The sequence below is a fragment of the Burkholderia sp. Ac-20384 genome, from assembly GCF_017104605.1.
Taxonomy (GTDB): Bacteria; Pseudomonadota; Gammaproteobacteria; order Burkholderiales; family Burkholderiaceae; genus Burkholderia; species Burkholderia lata.
In genome coordinates, this window is record NZ_JAAGPE010000228.1 from 1 (window position 1) to 15,222 (window position 15,222).

The 15,222-nt window shown below is 66.6% G+C and carries 14 protein-coding genes and 1 riboswitch; of the genes, 11 read left to right on the top strand and 3 right to left on the bottom strand.

What is annotated here, in order from left to right; genetic code table 11:
- The 6 genes from flhF to metF all read left to right on the top strand — a co-directional run.
- The coding region (gene flhF / locus G3O00_RS30450; RefSeq protein WP_206145243.1) for a flagellar biosynthesis protein FlhF at nucleotides 1-1,103 on the top strand (1,103 nt) is incomplete at its 5' end.
- Complete coding sequence (locus G3O00_RS30455; RefSeq protein ID WP_011350610.1) at nucleotides 1,096-1,914, top strand: flagellar biosynthesis protein FlhG; 819 nt, start codon at nucleotides 1,096-1,098, stop codon at nucleotides 1,912-1,914. The genes flhF and G3O00_RS30455, both read left to right, overlap by 8 nt.
- 22 nt (nucleotides 1,915-1,936) lie before the next feature.
- The gene (locus G3O00_RS30460; RefSeq protein WP_006484033.1) at nucleotides 1,937-2,671 is read left to right on the top strand and encodes an RNA polymerase sigma factor FliA; all 735 of its coding nucleotides are present in this window, start codon (nucleotides 1,937-1,939) and stop codon (nucleotides 2,669-2,671) included.
- Nucleotides 2,672-2,779: 108 nt separating this feature from the next.
- Nucleotides 2,780-2,896: riboswitch (S-adenosyl-L-homocysteine riboswitch) on the top strand.
- A gap of 32 nt (nucleotides 2,897-2,928) precedes the next feature.
- On the top strand, nucleotides 2,929-4,347 hold the full coding sequence (gene ahcY / locus G3O00_RS30465; RefSeq protein WP_206145244.1) for an adenosylhomocysteinase: 1,419 nt from the start codon (nucleotides 2,929-2,931) through the stop codon (nucleotides 4,345-4,347).
- Between the two features lie 164 nt (nucleotides 4,348-4,511).
- Nucleotides 4,512-4,865 carry a phage holin family protein gene (locus tag G3O00_RS30470; RefSeq protein ID WP_006477367.1) on the top strand — a complete coding sequence of 118 codons (354 nt, stop codon included), beginning with the start codon at nucleotides 4,512-4,514 and terminating at the stop codon, nucleotides 4,863-4,865.
- Nucleotides 4,866-4,890: 25 nt separating this feature from the next.
- Nucleotides 4,891-5,721, top strand: a complete 831-nt coding sequence (gene metF, locus G3O00_RS30475) for a methylenetetrahydrofolate reductase [NAD(P)H] (protein ID WP_174935901.1) — start codon at nucleotides 4,891-4,893, stop codon at nucleotides 5,719-5,721.
- 89 nt (nucleotides 5,722-5,810) lie between these two features.
- On the opposite strand, the gene G3O00_RS30480 is transcribed toward metF, so the two are convergent.
- Entirely contained in the window at nucleotides 5,811-7,289 is a 1,479-nt protein-coding gene (locus G3O00_RS30480; protein WP_174935968.1) for an amidase family protein, read from the bottom strand.
- A gap of 81 nt (nucleotides 7,290-7,370) precedes the next feature.
- Nucleotides 7,371-8,063 carry a dienelactone hydrolase family protein gene (locus G3O00_RS30485; protein ID WP_011350615.1) on the bottom strand — a complete coding sequence of 231 codons (693 nt, stop codon included), beginning with the start codon at nucleotides 8,061-8,063 and terminating at the stop codon, nucleotides 7,371-7,373.
- A 508-nt stretch (nucleotides 8,064-8,571) separates the two neighbouring features.
- Here G3O00_RS30485 and G3O00_RS30490 point away from each other — a divergent pair.
- Nucleotides 8,572-9,651 carry a nitronate monooxygenase gene (locus G3O00_RS30490; protein ID WP_206145245.1) on the top strand — a complete coding sequence of 360 codons (1,080 nt, stop codon included), beginning with the start codon at nucleotides 8,572-8,574 and terminating at the stop codon, nucleotides 9,649-9,651.
- A gap of 416 nt (nucleotides 9,652-10,067) precedes the next feature.
- On the top strand, nucleotides 10,068-11,210 hold the full coding sequence (locus G3O00_RS30495) for a branched-chain amino acid ABC transporter substrate-binding protein (RefSeq protein WP_011350617.1): 1,143 nt from the start codon (nucleotides 10,068-10,070) through the stop codon (nucleotides 11,208-11,210).
- An 88-nt stretch (nucleotides 11,211-11,298) separates the two neighbouring features.
- Here the strand turns inward: G3O00_RS30495 and G3O00_RS30500 are convergent, their stop codons facing one another.
- A complete protein-coding gene (locus tag G3O00_RS30500) occupies nucleotides 11,299-12,528 on the bottom strand; it encodes an MFS transporter (RefSeq protein ID WP_241025410.1) in 1,230 nt (409 codons plus the stop codon).
- A 228-nt stretch (nucleotides 12,529-12,756) separates the two neighbouring features.
- Here G3O00_RS30500 and G3O00_RS30505 point away from each other — a divergent pair, with 228 nt between their 5' ends.
- From G3O00_RS30505 to G3O00_RS30515, 3 genes are all read left to right on the top strand, one after another.
- Nucleotides 12,757-13,416, top strand: coding sequence for a pyridoxamine 5'-phosphate oxidase family protein (locus tag G3O00_RS30505; protein WP_206145246.1), 660 nt, complete (start codon nucleotides 12,757-12,759; stop codon nucleotides 13,414-13,416).
- Nucleotides 13,417-13,781: 365 nt separating this feature from the next.
- Nucleotides 13,782-14,075 carry an H-NS histone family protein gene (locus tag G3O00_RS30510; RefSeq protein ID WP_011350620.1) on the top strand — a complete coding sequence of 98 codons (294 nt, stop codon included), beginning with the start codon at nucleotides 13,782-13,784 and terminating at the stop codon, nucleotides 14,073-14,075.
- A 241-nt stretch (nucleotides 14,076-14,316) separates the two neighbouring features.
- On the top strand, nucleotides 14,317-15,222 hold a 906-nt coding region (locus G3O00_RS30515), incomplete at its 3' end, for a cation diffusion facilitator family transporter (protein ID WP_206145247.1).

Genomic DNA, 15,222 nt, shown 5'->3' on the forward strand with positions numbered 1-15,222 from the left:
CCACGAACGCGAACGCGAACGCCGCGTATGCCGCGAAGGCGGCCGAGCGCACGCGCGTGTCCGCCGACGCCGCCGCCGCGGTGGCCGACGCCGTGAAGTCGCGCATCGAGCGGATCGTCAACGATACGGTGATGCAGGAGCTCGGCGAGCTGCGCGGGATGATGGAAGAGCAGTTCGACAGCCTGATGTGGCACGACCGCCAGCGTCGCAGCGCCGTGCATGGCGCGCTGACGAAGCACCTGTTCGCGGCCGGTTTCTCCGCGCAGCTCGTGCGGATGCTGGTCGACAACATGCCGGCCGGCGACGGCGCGCAGACCTTCGAACAGGCCGCCGAATGGGCGCAGTCGGTGCTCGCGTCGAACCTGCCGGTGCTCGAAAGCGAAGATGCGCTGATGGAGCGCGGCGGCGTGTTCGCGCTGATGGGGCCGACGGGCGTCGGCAAGACGACCACCACCGCGAAGCTGGCCGCGCGCTGCGTGATGCGCTTCGGCGCGAGCAAGGTCGCGCTGCTGACCACCGACAGCTACCGGATCGGCGGCCACGAGCAGCTGCGCATTTTCGGCAAGATCCTCGGCGTGCCCGTGCACGCGGTGAAGGATGCGGGCGACCTCGCACTGGCGCTGTCCGAGCTGCGCAACAAGCACATCGTGCTGATCGACACGATCGGCATGAGCCAGCGCGACCGCGCGGTGTCCGACCAGATCGCGATGCTGCACGGTGCGAACGCGCCGGTGCAGCGCCTGCTGCTGCTCAACGCGACGAGCCATGGCGACACGCTCAACGAAGTCGTGCAGGCGTACCGCAGCGCGGGCGAGCATCCGGACCTGGCCGGCTGCATCCTCACGAAGCTCGACGAGGCGACCCACCTCGGCGGCGTGCTCGACACGGTGATCCGCTACAAGCTGCCGATCCATTACGTGTCGACCGGCCAGAAGGTGCCGGAGAACCTGTACGTCGCGTCGACCAAATTCCTGCTGAAGAGCGCGTTCTGTGTACCGCGCGACGGCTCGCCCTTCGTGCCGCAAGACGAGGACATGCCGACGCTGCTTTCCGCACTGACCGCACGTTCCACCGCCGAGCTGCACGAGGTGCGATTTGGATAAACGAATCATCGATCAGGCCGAAGGGCTGCGGCGCCTGCTGGCCGGGCGCGCATCGCGCATCGTCGCGGTGACGGGCGGGCCGGCGGGTGTCGGCTGCACGTCCACCGTGGTGAGCCTCGCGGCGGCGCTCGCGTCGCTCGGCAAGGATGTGCTCGTCGTCGACGAGCGAGCCGACGTGCATTCGGCCAGCGCGACGCTGGCGGGCGCGTGGCTGCGTGACGGCGAACGCACGCGGGTCGCGGCCGGCTTCAGCCTGTGCGCCGCCGCGCGGCTCGCACGCACCGGCTACACCGATGCGCAACTGAGCGATTTCATCGACGGGCCGGCCGACATCGTCCTCGTCGACGCGCAGATCGGCGCCGACGGTTCGTTCTCGGCGCTCGCACGCGAAGCGCACGACGTGCTGGTCGTCACGCGGGTCGCCGCGCAGGCGATCACCGAGGCGTATGCGTGCATGAAGCGGCTGCATTTCGCGCATGCGTTCGCGCAGTTCCGCGTACTGACCAATCACGTCGGCAGTCATGCGGACGCGAAGGTCGCGTTCGACAACCTCGCGGGCGTCGCGAGCCGCTACCTGACGGTGTCGATCGCCGACGCGGGCTGCGTGAGCGCCGATCCGCTCGTCGAACACGCACGCGAGCTGATGCGTGTCGTGGTCGATGCGTTCCCGTCGTCGGCCGCCGCGCGCGACTACCGGCAGATTGCCGCCGACCTGCTGTATTGGCCGATGCGCCCGCGTTCGGGTGCGGGCCGCGCCGTGCACGCGGGCGGCAAGCCGTCGTATGAGGCGGGCGCGGCACACGCCGCGTGAGCGCCACCGGAAGGAGAGAGCCATGATGTACAACGCTCAAGGAAAGATGTCCCAGGCCGACGTGCTCGCGCAATATGCGCCGCTCGTGCGACGCCTCGGGCTGCAGCTCGTCGCGAAGATGCCGGCGAGCGTCGACCTCGACGACCTGATCCAGGCCGGCATGATCGGCCTGATGGACGCGGCCGGCCGCTACAAGGAAGACCAGGGCGCGCAGTTCGAGACTTACGCGACCCAGCGTATCCGCGGCGCGATGCTCGATGAGCTGCGCAGCAACGACTGGCTGCCGCGCAGCCTGCGCAAGACGTCGCGCGAGGTCGAGCACGCGGTGCACCAGGTCGAGCAGCATCTCGGCCGCTCGGCGAGCGAGACCGAGATCGCGCAGCACCTGAACATGCCGCTCGACGAGTACCAGGGGATGCTGCAGGACCTGCACGGCAGCCAGTTGATCTATTACGAGGATTTCGACCGCGCGGCCGACGACGAGCCGTTCCTCGACCGCTACCGCGTCGATCACGCCGATCCGTTGTCGGCGCTGCTCGACGAGCACCTGCGCGAAGCGCTCGTCGAGGCGATCGAGCGGCTGCCGGAGCGCGAGAAGCTGCTGATGTCGCTGTACTACGAACGGGGTCTGAATCTGCGCGAGATCGGCGCGGTGCTCGAAGTGAGCGAATCGCGCGTGTGCCAGCTGCACAGCCAGGCTGTCGCGCGCCTGCGCGCGCGGCTGCGCGAACAGGCGTGGGTCGGCGCGGAGTCCTGACCCTTTCTTGACGGTCGCGCGCGCCGACGCCGCGCGCTTGCGCCGTCGGCGCGCAGTCGTGCGCCGTGCTTGCGCATTCTGCGCGCCGATTTGCTACAATCCTCTCCGCTTTCCGAGGAGCGTTGCGACGGACCACTCTGCGTCCGCCAGGCTCGGAAGGCTTCACCAAGCAGCTTGTGCGGCACAACCGCGTCGGCCCCGCTTCCTGAACGGCGCTCACGTCACCAATCTAGAAACTTTTTAGAAAGGAGGGCGTGATGAACGCCATTATCGATTCCAAAGCTTCCAACGATTTCGTCGTCGCCGACATGGCGCTGGCCGGCTGGGGCCGCAAGGAACTGAACATCGCCGAGACCGAAATGCCGGGCCTCGTGCAGATCCGTGACGAATACAAGGCACAGCAGCCGCTGAAGGGCGCGCGCATTGCCGGTTCGCTGCACATGACGATCCAGACGGGCGTGCTGATCGAGACGCTGAAGGCGCTCGGCGCGGACGTCCGCTGGGCGTCGTGCAACATCTTCTCGACGCAGGACCACGCCGCTGCCGCGATCGTCGAAGCCGGCACGCCGGTGTTCGCGTTCAAGGGCGAATCGCTCGACGAATACTGGGAATTCTCGCACCGCATCTTCGAATGGCCGAACGGCGAATTCGCGAACATGATCCTGGACGACGGCGGCGACGCAACGCTGCTGCTGATCCTCGGCTCTAAGGCCGAGAAGGACCGTTCGGTGATCGCGAAGCCGACCAACGAGGAAGAAGTCGCGCTGTACAAGTCGATCGCGCAGCACCTCGACGCGGACCCGACCTGGTACTCGACGCGCCTCGCGCACATCAAGGGCGTGACCGAAGAAACCACGACCGGCGTGCACCGCCTGTACCAGATGGAAAAGGACGGCCGCCTGCCGTTCCCGGCGTTCAACGTGAACGATTCGGTCACGAAGTCGAAGTTCGACAACCTGTACGGCTGCCGTGAATCGCTGGTCGACGGCATCAAGCGCGCGACCGACGTGATGATCGCGGGCAAGGTCGCGGTCGTCGCGGGCTACGGCGACGTGGGCAAGGGCTGCGCGCAATCGCTGCGCGGCCTGGGCGCCACCGTGTGGGTCACCGAAATCGACCCGATCTGCGCACTGCAGGCGGCGATGGAAGGCTACCGCGTCGTGACGATGGAATACGCGGCCGACAAGGCCGACATCTTCGTGACGGCCACCGGCAACTTCCACGTGATCGGCCACGATCACATGAAGGCGATGCGCCACAACGCGATCGTCTGCAACATCGGTCACTTCGACTCGGAAATCGACGTCGCGTCGACCCGCCAGTACCAGTGGGAAAACATCAAGCCGCAGGTCGACCACATCATCTTCCCGGACGGCAAGCGCGTGATCCTGCTGGCGGAAGGCCGCCTCGTGAACCTCGGCTGCGCGACCGGCCACCCGTCGTTCGTGATGTCGAACTCGTTCGCGAACCAGACGCTCGCGCAGATCGAGCTGTTCGTGCGCGGCAACGAGTACGAGAACAAGGTGTACGTGCTGCCGAAGCACCTCGATGAAAAGGTCGCACGCCTGCACCTGGCGCGCATCGGCGCGAACCTGTCCGTGCTGTCGGACGAGCAGGCTTCGTACATCGGCGTGCAGAAGGACGGCCCGTTCAAGCCGAACCACTACCGCTACTGATCCGACGCGCCGCTGCCGCGGTGCCGTGCGCGCGTCGCCGACGTGCACCCGGCATGGCGGCACGGCGCGCCGGATCGCCGGCTGCCGCGGCGCGCCTTCGGGCACCCGCGGCAGCCGGCGGCGGCCACTGATCGTACCGATCGACAACCGAACCGGAGCACTCCATGAGCGTCATCCTCACCTGGGTCATCAACGCGCTCGCGCTGCTGATCATCACGTACCTCGTGCCGTCGATCCATATCAAGAGCTTCGGCACGGCGCTGATCATCGCGGTCGTGCTCGGCCTGATCAACACGGTGATCCGTCCGGTGCTGATCCTGCTGACGCTGCCCGTCACGATCGTCACGCTCGGGGTGTTCATCCTGGTCGTGAACGCGTTGTGCTTCTGGTTCGCGTCGTCGCTGCTGAAGGGCTTCGAGGTGTCGGGCTTCTGGTCCGCGTTCTTCGGTTCGATCCTGTACAGCATCGTGTCGTGGCTGCTGTCCGCGCTGATCTTCGGTCAGCGCGACATCGGCTGACGCATGGGCCTGTTCCCTCAGAATCATGAATACGATCGAACTCTCGTTTGAATTCTTCCCGCCGAAAACGGCGGAAGGCGTCGAGAAGCTGCGCGCCACGCGTGCGCAGCTGCTGCCGCTGAAGCCGAAATTCGTTTCCTGCACGTTCGGCGCCGGCGGTTCGACGCAGCAGGGCACGCTCGATACGGTGCTCGACATGCAGAAGGACGGCCTCGAGGCCGCACCGCACCTGTCGTGCATCGGCTCGTCGCGTGACAGCCTGCGCGCGATCCTCGACCAGTACCGCTCGTACGGCATCCGTCACATCGTCGCGCTGCGTGGCGACCTGCCGTCGGGGATGGGCGAAGTCGGCGAACTGCGCTATGCGTCGGAGCTCGTCAGCTTCATTCGTGCCGAGCATGGCGACTGGTTCCACATCGAAGTCGCGGGCTATCCGGAGTACCACCCGCAAGCGCGCTCGCCGAAGGCCGATCTCGAGAATTTCGCGCGCAAGGTGAAAGCCGGCGCGAATTCCGCGATCACGCAGTACTTCTTCAACGCCGATGCGTATTTCCGCTTCGTCGACGATGCGCGCAAGCTGGGCGTGGACGTGCCGATCGTGCCGGGCATCATGCCGATCACGAACTTCTCGCAGCTGATGCGCTTCTCCGAGATGTGCGGCGCCGAAGTGCCCCGTTGGGTCGCGCGCCGGCTCGAGAGCTTCGGCGACGATCGCGAGTCGATCCGTGCGTTCGGCGCGGACGTCGTCACGAGCCTGTGCCAGCGTCTGGTCGACGCGGGCGTGCCGGGCCTGCACTTCTATACGCTGAACACGGCGGCCGCGACGCGGACGATCTGTGAACGGCTCGTCGTGTAAGCGCGCTCACGCGATTGCATGCGTAAAAGCCCCGCCGGTGATGCCGGCGGGGCTTTTTTTTCGAGGCCTGCGGAGCGCGGCCGCGCGCGTCAGCGCTGCGCCTGCATCAGCGGCGGGCGGCGCTCGAACCACGGCCGCGCCTGTTCGAGCTGCCGGGCGAGCCGGAGCAGCAGCGCGTCGTCGGCGTGACGCGCGGCGAACTGCACGCCGATCGGCAGCCCGCGCGCGTTCCAGTAGAGCGGCACCGACATCGCCGGCTGGCCGGTCAGGTTGAACAGCTCGGTGCAGCCGGCCCACGTGAACGCCTTTTCCGACGACTTCGCGAGCATTTCCTTCAGCAGCGGCTTCACCGGCAGCGCGGCGAGCACCTTCATCTGCGCCGCTTCGAACGGCGTCGGCTGCAATTCGCCGATCTTCACCGGCGGGCCCGCGAGCGACGCGCACAGGATCGCGTCGTAGCGCGACACGAGGCCGGCCACCTGCACGGTGAGCTGGCGCTGCCATTCGAGCACGTCCGGCAGGCGCGTGCGCGCGAGGCGCCGGCCGACCACGGCCATCGCCCACGTCGCGGCTTCGAATTCGCCGCGCTTCGGCGTGCGGCCGGTCAGCGCGCGTGCGCCCAACACCATCTCCTCGGCGATCGTCGCCCACAGCGTGAGGAAGGTTTCGGCCGCGCGCGCGTAGTTGACGTGCAGCGTCGCCGGCTCGACATGGTGGCCGAGCGATTCGAGCAGCGCGGCCGCGTCGTCGAGCGCCGCGCGCGTGTCGTCGGCGAGTGCCGGTGCGAGCATCGGGTCGAGCACGAGGCCGATCCGCAGCGGGCCGGGCGGCGTGTCGAGCTCGCCGAGGAACGTGCCGGGTGCGCCGGCCGGCAAGGTCTGGCCGGTCGTCACATCGAGCAGCAGCGCGCTGTCGCGCACGCTGCGCGTGACCGCATGCTGGACGACCAGCTCGCCGTTCGACGGCAGGTCGACGAGTACCGGGTTGCGGCTCGGCTTCAGGCCGAACAGTCCGCAGCACGACGCCGGAATGCGGATCGAGCCGCCGCCGTCGGACGCATGTGCGATCGGCACGATGCCGGCCGCGACGGCTGCCGCCGCACCGCCACTCGAACCGCCGGGCGTGTGGTCGAGATTCCACGGGTTGCGGCACGCGCCGAACAGTTCGGGTTCCGTGTACGGCATCTGGCCGATCTCCGACGTGTTGGTCTTGCCGAACACGTTGAGACCGGCTGCGCGGCTGCGCGCGATCACCGGCGAATCGTCGGCGGGCACGAAGTACCGGTAGTGCCGGCTGCCCATCGACAGCGGCAGCCCGGCGACCGCCGCGCCGAGATCCTTCACGAGATAGGGAACGCCGGCGAACGGCGCGTCGGCGCCGCCGTCGGGTGTGGCGGCCGCACGCTGGCGTGCGGCTTCGTAGTCCTGCAGCACGATCGCGTTGATCGCGCTGTTGACCGCTTCGGCCTGGCCGATCGCGGCGTCGAGCAGTTCGCGCGGGCTCGCCTTGCGTTCGCGTACCAGTGTGGCGAGGCCGATCGCGTCATGCGCGAGATAGTCCGAGTGCATCGCAGTCACCCCCGTTGTGACTCGTGGCGATGACAGCAGCATAACGCGGGCCCGGTGCGCGGGGCCCGCGGCCGGCCGATTTTAGAGGTGCTCGGCGAGGAAGGTCAGCGTGCGGCCGTGCGCGAGCGCCGACGCGCGCTGGTTGTACGACGCGCGGTCCGTGCAGTTGAAGCCGTGCTCGGCGCCCGGGTACACGTGGAACGACGCATGGTCGTGGCCGGCGAATGCGGCCTTCACCTGGTCGACAGCCGTGAGCGGGATGCCGTGGTCGTTTTCCGCGTAGTGGAACAGGATCGGCTGCGTGACCTTGCCGGCGAGGTCGAGCGCGTTCTGGATGCCGCCGCCGTAGTAGGCCACTGCCGCGTCGATCTTGCCGGTCGCCGCCGCGCGGTACGCGAGCTGGCCGCCGAAGCAGTAGCCGATCGCGGCGACCTTGCCGGCCACTTCGGGGCGTGCGCGCAGTGCATCGGCTGCCGCGCCGATGTCCGCGACCGCGAGACCCACATCGGTCTTTTTCATCAGCTCGATGCCCTTGTCGCGATCCGCGCCCTCGTAGGTCAGCTCGACGCGCGGCTGCGTGCGCCAGAACACGTCCGGCGCGAGCGCGACGAAGCCGTCGGACGCGTACTGATCGGCGACCGCGCGGATGTGCGAGTTCACGCCGAAGATCTCCTGGATGATGATGACGGCGGGGCCGGTGCCGCGCTTGGGCAGCGCGAGATAGCCGCCGAAGCTGTCGTTACCGGCGGGGATGTCGATCCATTGGGCAGTCACGTTCTGAACTCCTGGCGAACGGGGTGCGCGATGCGCGCCCCGGGGTGGAAGAGGGCTAGGGCCTGTTCCCGCTAATAACGGGCTTGCGAACGTGCGTTGCCGGTCGTAGTGCAAGGAGTGAGGAGCGCCGTTTGGCCGAGCCAAACAAGCGACGATCGACGCCGCAATACGGCCGGCAACGCACGTTCCCCTGTTTGGAAAAATTCATTCGTGGGGCTGGCCCCCAGAAGGGCCGATCGCTGCGTCATGCTCCTCGCGAATACGTTGAGTATTCGCTTCGTCGCAGTCCTTGCGCTCGGCCCTTCTGGGCGCCAGCGCAAGCCCGTTATTAGCGGGAACAGGCCCTAGTGTGCCACCGATCGTGTGACGGTGCAGGGCACGCGCCCGCTTCTCGCGCAGCGATCGTTTCGATCTCGATTATTCATTTTTCGGCGCTGCGCCGCTTCGATAGAGTCGATGTGCCGGCCTTTACAAAGCGCTTTCGCGCATCGTCATCGAAGGATTCGCCATGTCTGCCCGTCTGTTTTCCACGCCCTTTTCCGAACGCTTCGGCCTGCGCCTGCCGCTCGTGCAGGCGCCGATGGTCGGCGCGACCACGACCGCGATGGTCGCCGCCGCGTCGAATGCCGGCGCGCTCGGCAGTCTCGGCGCCGCGGCGTTCGCGCCCGAGCGCCTCGCGACCGAGGTCGAAGCCATCCGCGCGGCGACCGATCGCCCGTTCGCGGTCAACCTGTTCGTGCTGCCGGACGCCGAACCCGACGCGGCGACCGTCGCCCGCGCGCTGGCTGCGATAGACCCGCTGAACGCGGTGCTCGGATTGCCGCCGGGCACCGTGCCCGCACGCTATGCGCCTGATTTCCGTGCGCAACTCGACGCACTCGTGGCGTTGCGCGTGCCCGTTGCGAGCTTCACGTTCGGCGTGCTCGATGCAGCCGACGTCGCGCGCCTGAAGGCCGCCGGCACCTACGTGATCGGCACGGCGACGCACGTGGCCGAAGGGCTCGCATGGCAGGCGGCCGGCGCCGACGCGTGGTCCGCGCAAGGCGCCGAGGCGGGCGGCCATCGCGGCATGTTCATCGGCTCCGCCGATGACGCCCTGATCGGCACGTTCGCGCTCGTGCCGCAACTGGTCGACGCGACCGGCCTGCCGGTGCTTGCCGCCGGCGGGATCATGGATGGCCGCGGAATCGCGGCCGCGCTCGCGCTCGGTGCGCAGGGCGCGCAGCTCGGCACCGCGTTCCTCACCTGCACGGAAAGCGCGATCGCGGCGGACTGGAAGGCGCGCCTGCTCGCGAGCGCCGATACGTCGACGCAGGTCACGCGCGCGATCACCGGCCGCCACGCGCGCGGGCTGCGCAACACGCTGATGGCGCGACTCGGCGAACGCGTGGCCGACGCCGCGCCGTATCCGGTGCAGAACGCGCTGACGCAGCCGCTGCGCCAGGCCGCCGCGCGCGCCAACGACGGCGACTACCTGTCGCTGTGGGCCGGGCAGGGCGCGCCGCTCGCGCGACGGCGCGGCGATGCGATGACGACGTCGCAGCTCGTTGCCGCGCTCGATGCCGAATGGCGTGCGATAGCTGCCTGAATCGTTCATATCGGACGACGAAACGCGCGTTGTCACGCGCGTTTCATTCAACGATCGCGGGCACAAAATACCGAATCGAAATGTCCCCGGAATGTTTTAAAACGACCTTTCATCAAGTCGCCAGGAATTAGCGGAAACCCTTATCCGGCGGGGCTCGCGGCGATATTCGAGTAGTCATTCCAAAGTGCGCATATCGGTAGTGTTACCACTACCCCAAAAAAGTCCCACAAATTAATTTGATCACCTACACTTGCGCGCAAGTACGGACGGGCGGCTGCTAAAAGCGGCGGTTTTCACGTGCTTGAGGCCAAGTGCATGAACGATGCAACCGGCGAATCGTCCAGTGATTGCAAACACAGGGATGGCAGCGGGGCACCGGGCGATGGCGTTTATTGGGACCGAAACTGGAGACTTATATGAATATCAAGATGCAAAAGCTGTTGCCGATCACCGCCGCGGCGATGCTGTGCGTTGCAGCTGCAAGCAACGCGGCCGCCGATCAAGTCGTCAAGATCGGCCACGTCGCGCCCTTGACGGGCGGCATTGCACACCTGGGCAAGGACAACGAAAACGGTGCGCGTCTCGCAGTCGAGGAGATCAACGCCAAGGGTCTCACGATCGGCGGCCAGAAAATCACGCTGCAACTCGACCCGCAGGATGACGCGGCCGACCCGCGGCAGGCCACGCAGGTTGCGCAGAAGCTCGTCGACGACAAGGTCGTCGCGGTGGTCGGCCACCTGAACTCGGGCACGTCGATCCCGGCCTCGAAGATCTACAGCGATGCGGGCATCGTGCAGATCTCGCCGTCGGCGACCAACCCGGCCTACACGCAGCAGGGCTTCAAGACCACGTACCGCGTGGTGGCCACCGATGCGCAGCAGGGCCCGGCACTCGCGAACTACGCGCACTCGAAGGGCATCAAGAGCGTGGCCGTGGTCGACGATTCGACCGCGTACGGCCAGGGTCTCGCGAACGAGTTCGAGAAGAAGGCCAAGGCGCTCGGCCTGAAGGTGATGTCGCATGACGCGACGAACGACAAGGCGGTCGACTTCCGCGCGATTCTGACCAAGATCAAGGGCGAGAATCCGGACGCGATCATGTACGGCGGCATGGACGCCACCGGCGGCCCGTTCGCGAAGCAGGCGAAGCAGCTCGGCCTGCGCGCGAAGATCTTCGCGGGCGACGGCGTGTGCACGGAAAAGCTGGCCGACCTGGCCGGCGACGCGACCGACAACGTGGTGTGCTCGGAAGCCGGTGCCTCGCTCGAGAAGATGTCGGGCGGCGCGGCGTTCAAGGCGAAGTACGAGAAGCGCTTCGGCCAGCCGATCCAGATCTACGCACCGTTCACGTATGACGCCGTGTACATCATCGTCGATGCGATGAAGCGCGCGAACTCGACGGATCCGGCGAAGATCCTCGCGGCGATGCCGACGACGAACTACTCGGGCGTGATCGGCACGACGACCTTCGACTCGAAGGGCGACCTGCAGCACGGCGTGATCTCGCTGTACAACTACAAGAACGGCAAGAAGTCGCTGCTCGACGAAGTGAAGATGTAACCCAAAAAGCGGTCAACAGAAGGGGTGAAAGCGCGCTTGCGGCAACGCAGGCGCGCTTTCTTTTTGGGCCGGCGCCTGCCGCGCCCCGTCAGATCTTCAGCCGCGCGAGCACCTTCGGTGCGACGGCCGCGACGAGCGCCGCGCACAGCGCGACGACGGACAGGCCGATCGTCAGGTTCGCGGCCTGCGCGACCGCGCCGATCACGACCGGACCGAACAGCATGCCGAAATACGCGAGCCCGGCCACGTGCGCGAGCCCTTCGGCCGCGTGGATGCCTTTCACGCGCGCGGCGGCCGCGAACAGCACCGGCATCATGTTCGCGAGGCCGAGGCCCATCAGCGTGAAGCCGGTCAGCACCGCGGCCGAATACGGCAGCAGCAGCGCGCCGATCATCCCCGCGCAGGCGAGCGACGCGCTCGCGAACACGAGCTGCGGTGCGCCGAAGCGGGCACGCACCGCGTCGCCCGCGAAGCGCGCGATGGCCATCCCGCCGGAGAACGCGGCATAGGCTGCGCTGGCGAGCGCGGGGCTCGCCGCGACGACGTCGCGCATGTAGACCGTCGCCCAGTCGTACATCGCGCCCTCGGCGATCAGCGCGATGAGCGCGATGCCGCCGAGCATCCATAGCGCGGGCGAGCGCCAGCGGTTGCCGCCGCCGTGCGCGTGTTCGTGATGCGGCACATGCGGCAGCACGGCCGGGCTGGCGACCACCAGCACCGTCGCGCTGGTCGCCGCCGCGAGCGCGAGATGCACGGCCGGCGCCATGCCGGCCGACAGCAGCGCGCCACCGGCGGCCGCGCCTGCCATCCCGCCGATGCTGAACATGCCGTGCAGCGACGACATGATCGGCCTGCCGATCGCGATTTCGACCGCGCTGGCCTCGGCGTTCATCGCGACGTCGAGCGTCGCCATCGAGAAGCCGAACAGCGCGAGCACGGCGAGCAGCATCGGGTAGTCGGGCACGACGAGGATCAGCGCCGCGCCGGCCGACATCACGAGCCCGCCCGCGAGGCACGCGGTGCGCGAGCCGACGCGCGCGATCCAGCGCGCGATGGTCAGCATCGCGGCGATCGAGCCGACGGCGACCGCGAACAGCGCGATCGACAGCAGCCCGGGGCTCAGCGAGAACTTGTCGCGCACGGTCGGCACGTGCACGCCCCACGACGCGAACATCATGCCGGCGACGAAGAACAGCGCCATCGACGCCGCGCGCGCCCGCTGGCGGGCCGGTAGCGACAGCACGCGATGCGCGTCGGGCGGCGCGGCGAACGGGGGCGACGATTCGGGGGAAGAGGATTCGGACACGGTAACGCTCATCAAAAGTCATGCACGGACGCACGCGGCGCCCGTCGGATCCGTCCGATTCTATCGAACCGCTTACGATCCTGCCGGGCGATGGCCGTTCGGACGATGATCCGGCGATGATCCGGTGGCCCGCGTTCGACCGCATAGGCCGTTCGACCGAGGCGCGGCGCGCCGCGCTCGCGGGTAACATCGAAGCGCATGGCGTGCCCGGCGCGCCGCCCTTCCACCGCAGGAGTCCTCTTGAACATCGAACCCGCTCTCGCCCTGCATCTGCTGCACCGCTGCGCGCTCGGCACGCTCGCCACCCATTCGCGCGATCCGCAGGGTTTTCCGTATCCGACGGTCGTCCCGTTTGCACCCGATGCAAGCCATCGTCCCGTGATCCTCGTGAGCGGCCTCGCGGAGCACACGCGCAATCTGGCCGCCGATCCGCGCGCGGGCTTCCTCGTCGTCGACGCGCCCGACGGCGACGTGCTGAACGCCGAGCGCGCGACGCTGCTCGGCCGGTTCGTGCCGCTCGGCGACGATCCGCACGTCACCGCGCGCTACTGTCGTTATGAGCCGGACGCCGCGCGCTACCTCGCGCTCGGCGATTTCACGTTCTGGGCGCTGGACGTCGAGCGGCTGCGCTATATCGGCGGTTTCGGGCGCATGGGCTGGGTCGACGGGACGCATCTCGACGTGCTGCCGCCGCTCGCGTTCGACGAGGAACAGGCGTTATGGGACGCGTACGATGCCAGCGCTGCGCGCCGCGACGGGCTCGAATTGCTCGGTGTCGATCGCCACGGCGCCGACTGGCGACATGACGGCCGCCGCGTGCGCACGCCGTTTGATACGCCATTAGCCGATGCCGGCGCATTGCACGAGTGGCTGATTGCATGCGCGCGGGATGTGACGTGACGTCGCGGATGCCGACTTGTCCGCACTTTGTCCGTTTAGCGAGTTGCGCCATCCGATTTTCGTAAAACTGTCGTCCGATGAAAGCTTCGATTTTTCGAATGCAGGGTAATTGCGTATGTTGATAGACCTAATAGCCAATGGCTAATGTCCTAATCTCTGTGTAGGAACGTAAAAATTTGAGAAAAGGCCGCGACCGGTCAAAATGACACGCGTGATTTTCAATTGACCTCGGGATTTTCATGAATCTCGCTTCTATCAAATCTTTTTTGTGCTAATCTCTGCCTTCGAAAATCCGAGGCACATATATTTCATGAATGGTGAGCTGGCTGCAGACCGGCGCCATTGGTCAGATAGAAAGGGAAACTATGTCTTCTTACAAGGACCTGCTGGCCCAGCGGGAGAAGCTGGAGAAGCAAATCGAAGAAGCAAAGTCGCGTGAATACGCTGAAGTGCTGAATGACGTGAAGCAGAAAATTGCCGACTACGGCTTTTCGCTCGCCGAACTCGGTCTCAGCCGCGCGAAGGCAGGTAAGGTTGGCCGTCCGCGTGCAGGTGTTGCCGCGAAATACCGCGATCCGGAATCGGGCGCGACGTGGTCGGGCCGCGGCAAGCCGCCGCGCTGGATCGCGGGCAAGAACCGCGAACAGTTTGCAATTTAAGTGTTTGTTTAAGTTGCCTGCTCTTCAAAAGAGCCGCGTGTCCGTTAAGGAGCGCGGCTTTTTTGTTTTCAGCGGTCGCCACGCACATGGTGTTGTCATGAAAGTGTAATAATCCGGTGTGAATGGAAATACGACCTGTTCGCATAAGCGATTGATTTAAATAAGAAATTTGTGGGTATTGGCCGGGTTCACCGGGCGCCCTTGATAGAATTGGGTATCGCACACCGATATCCCATATTTCATGTCCACGTTTTCCGGCGACGCGCAGAGCGCAGATAAGCACGCGGTTGCACGCAAGAGCACGTTCGTCAGTATTGTGCTGAATGTCGTGCTTGCGACATTCCAGATCGTCGTCGGCGTGATTGCACATTCGCAGGCATTGATTGCTGACGGTGTGCATTCGATTTCCGATTTGATCTCGGATTTTGTCGTGCTGGTTGCGAATCGGCATAGCGGCGCATCGCCGGATGCCGACCACAATTACGGACACAGCCGCTACGAGACCGTCGCCTCGCTGTTTCTCGGCGCGATCCTGATTGCGGTCGGCGTCGGCATGCTCTGGCGGGCCGGCGACCGTCTCGTTAATCTCGAAAACATTCCGGCGGTACATTTTTCCGCGCTGCTCGTCGCGCTGACGGTGCTCGTGTCGAAAGAGGCGCTGTTTCGCTACATGCTGCGCGAAGCGCGGCGCGTCCGCTCGGCGATGCTCGTCGCGAACGCGTGGCATGCGCGTTCGGATGCCGCATCGTCACTCGTCGTCGCGATCGGCATCGTCGGCAGCCTGGCCGGCGTGCGGCTGCTCGACCCGATCGCGGCGGCGATCGTCGGCTTCATGGTCGCGCGCATGGGCTGGACGTTCGGCTATGACGCGCTGCAGGACCTCTCCGACCGCGCGCTCGATACGACCGATACGGCCGAGATCCGCGCGCTGCTCGCGGCGACGCCCGGCGTGCGTGACGTGCATGACCTGCGCACGCGCAAGATGGGCGATGCCGCGCTCGTCGACGCACACATCCTCGTCGACCCGAAAATCTCCGTCTCCGAAGGGCACTACATCGCCGAGACCGCACGTGCGCGCGTGCTGACCGACCCGCGCGTGCTCGACGCGCTGATTCACGTCGACCCGGAGAACGACGCGGCGCGCCGT

Bases quoted from the DNA above. Each gene is read 5' to 3' on its own strand.
- G3O00_RS30495 (WP_011350617.1), top strand. From the start codon at position 10,068: ATGAATATCAAGATGCAAAAGCTGTTGCCGATCACCGCCGCGGCGATG.
- G3O00_RS30510 (WP_011350620.1), top strand. From the start codon at position 13,782: ATGTCTTCTTACAAGGACCTGCTGGCCCAGCGGGAGAAGCTGGAGAAG.
- G3O00_RS30480 (WP_174935968.1), bottom strand. From the start codon at position 7,289: ATGCACTCGGACTATCTCGCGCATGACGCGATCGGCCTCGCCACACTG.
- G3O00_RS30500 (WP_241025410.1), bottom strand. From the start codon at position 12,528: ATGAGCGTTACCGTGTCCGAATCCTCTTCCCCCGAATCGTCGCCCCCG.
- ahcY (WP_206145244.1), top strand. From the start codon at position 2,929: ATGAACGCCATTATCGATTCCAAAGCTTCCAACGATTTCGTCGTCGCC.
- G3O00_RS30460 (WP_006484033.1), top strand. From the start codon at position 1,937: ATGATGTACAACGCTCAAGGAAAGATGTCCCAGGCCGACGTGCTCGCG.
- metF (WP_174935901.1), top strand. From the start codon at position 4,891: ATGAATACGATCGAACTCTCGTTTGAATTCTTCCCGCCGAAAACGGCG.
- G3O00_RS30470 (WP_006477367.1), top strand. From the start codon at position 4,512: ATGAGCGTCATCCTCACCTGGGTCATCAACGCGCTCGCGCTGCTGATC.
- G3O00_RS30490 (WP_206145245.1), top strand. From the start codon at position 8,572: ATGTCTGCCCGTCTGTTTTCCACGCCCTTTTCCGAACGCTTCGGCCTG.